The 2208-nt window shown below is 54.3% G+C and carries 1 protein-coding gene; it reads right to left on the reverse strand.

What is annotated here, in order from left to right; all coding sequences use genetic code 11:
• Positions 1 to 1920 (reverse strand): outer membrane protein assembly factor BamB family protein (locus AC5S26_RS29810; protein ID WP_494188579.1); only part of this gene is annotated, 1920 nt, incomplete at its 3' end.
• Positions 1921 to 2208: the final 288 nt, after the last annotated feature.

Here is a 2208-nt window from a genome sequence, read left to right on the forward strand (position 1 = left end):
AGGCTGATTGGTTTGAAAATTCCAAAGTGACTTGCCCGTCTTTGCGTCTGCGGCTGAAAAAGAGCCGTCATCCGCTCCGTATAGAACTACATTGCCGGCTGTGCTGAGGACGCCGCCAAATGTGTCCCCTGAGCCGGTCTCAGGAAGTTCCCACATAGCCTTGCCTGTATGAATATCGAATGCACGTAAGACACGTCGTCCTGGGTCGGATGGGTCGGCAGTGAATGAGCCTCCCATGAAGCCGTGGCCCTGTTGATAGTGCATATCGGTTCGTGTGTAAATGCCACATTTATCATTCGTCTGGACATAGTAGAGAGAGGTAAGCGGATTGTAAGAGGCCGAATACCAGTTTGACGCGCCGTTTAGCCATGGGCAGATTAAGGCGCCTTCATGCGTCGGTTCGTTGCCAGGGGCGATAATGGGGCGGCCTTCCGGGGTCAGGCCCGTTGCCCAGGTCAACTTACTGGTATAGGGGCGTCCCATTAAAAATTTGCCGTTGGTGCGGTCCAGCACGTAGAAGAAGCCGTTCCGATTGGCCTGAACCATCAGCTTGCGTGGTTTACCTTCCCACAATGCATCGATCAGCGACGGGGGCGCCATGGCGTCGAAGTCATGTACGTCATGCGGGGTGAACTGGAAGTACCATTTCAACTTGCCAGTCTCGGGATCGAGGGCAACGATCGAGTCGGTATAAAGATTATCGCCAGCTCGGTCGTCTCCGATTAAATCAGGGCCGGGATTACCGACGGGCCAGTAAAGGGTGTTCAAATCTTTGTCATAGGTCCCCGTCATCCAGGTCGCACCACTTGGATGATCAATTCCTGTTCCTTGCCATGTTTCTGAACCTGGTTCACCACGCTTCGGAACCGTCCAGAAACGCCACACTTCCTTGCCCGAAGTTTGATCGTATGCCGCCACAAAGCCACGCGCGCCGTCATCTCCGCCCGCGATGCCAGAGATCACCATTTTGCCAACCACTAGAGGAGCTCCGGTGGCGTTGTAGTTGTCATGCCAGTCGACCATCTCGGTCTCCCACACCAGCGCTCCCGTTATTCGGTTAAGTGCGATCAGGTGAGCATTATCAGTGGCCATAAATACCTTATCGCCAGCGACTGCAGCGCCGCGGTTCGCGCCCCCCGCAGCCACTCCGGTAATGCCCCGGGTGCGCGAACGCTGATAATGCCAGATCTGGCGACCGCTGCCGGCATCGATCGCATAGCACTCATTGGCGGAGGTTACGTACATCACTCCATCAACGACGATTGGGGTCGATTGAACTTCTCTGGTGTTTCGCAAGGTAAAGATCCACTTTGCCTGTAATCGAGAAGCATTCGTGTTGGTTATTTGCTTGAGTTCACTGTAACGGCTACCGACTGTTTGCCCGTTGTAGCTCGGCCAGTCCGACTGCGAGGTCACAGTCCTGTACTGACCCGCGCTCGTGTTTCGTAGAAGATAGAGCTTATGATCATTCCCCAGCAATTGCATATCGCTCGCTGAGCGGTTCAGCGCGATACCCTGAAGCACCTTTCCATCCTCAAGCCTCACTGAGACGCTTGCCATGGCCGCCCCGTGAGATGGCTGCAAGGTTCGCAGGAAGCCGATCAGGCTTGTACGCTCTTGATCTACGATGTCCGGAAAAGCCGGCATGCCAGATGGCAGGCCATCATGCAGTAACCTTACAAGTTCGGCATCCGTCCGCAGCGGTATCCGATCCACGATCGATGGTGCGAACTCGCCTCCATTCGCGGTAGTGCCGTGACAAGATGCACACCGAGTCGCGAAGACTTGGCGGCCTGCGATCTGTGATTCCGATGGCCTCTTAGACGTTGGCGGATTCTGCCCTTGAACGGCGCTTGCCAACAGAACTGTCAGGAAGCCACTCAACAGTACCGTTTTCAAAGTCCCACACTGTATTTGCATCTACCCGCCCTGAATCATCATGATAACGGCCACCGAAATCAGCCTTTGAATTGAATAAGAGACACGCTGAGATGTCGCGTTGGAGCACGGAACTGGAAAAAGTTCATTCATGCGACACGGTTGGACATGCCTGACCATATGTAAGAAGCAAGGCCGCGAGCTTTGGCAATCACTTTCAGTCTCAGAATCGCGCGGCTAATTTCTGACAGCAAATCGCCAGCATCAATGGGATAAGTTAGTGAATCGTTGGGGGTTGTTTCCCATCAGCTCTCCTAATCGTTGGCGATC

It is taken from the genome of Edaphobacter sp. FHG110511_03 (assembly GCF_059115365.1).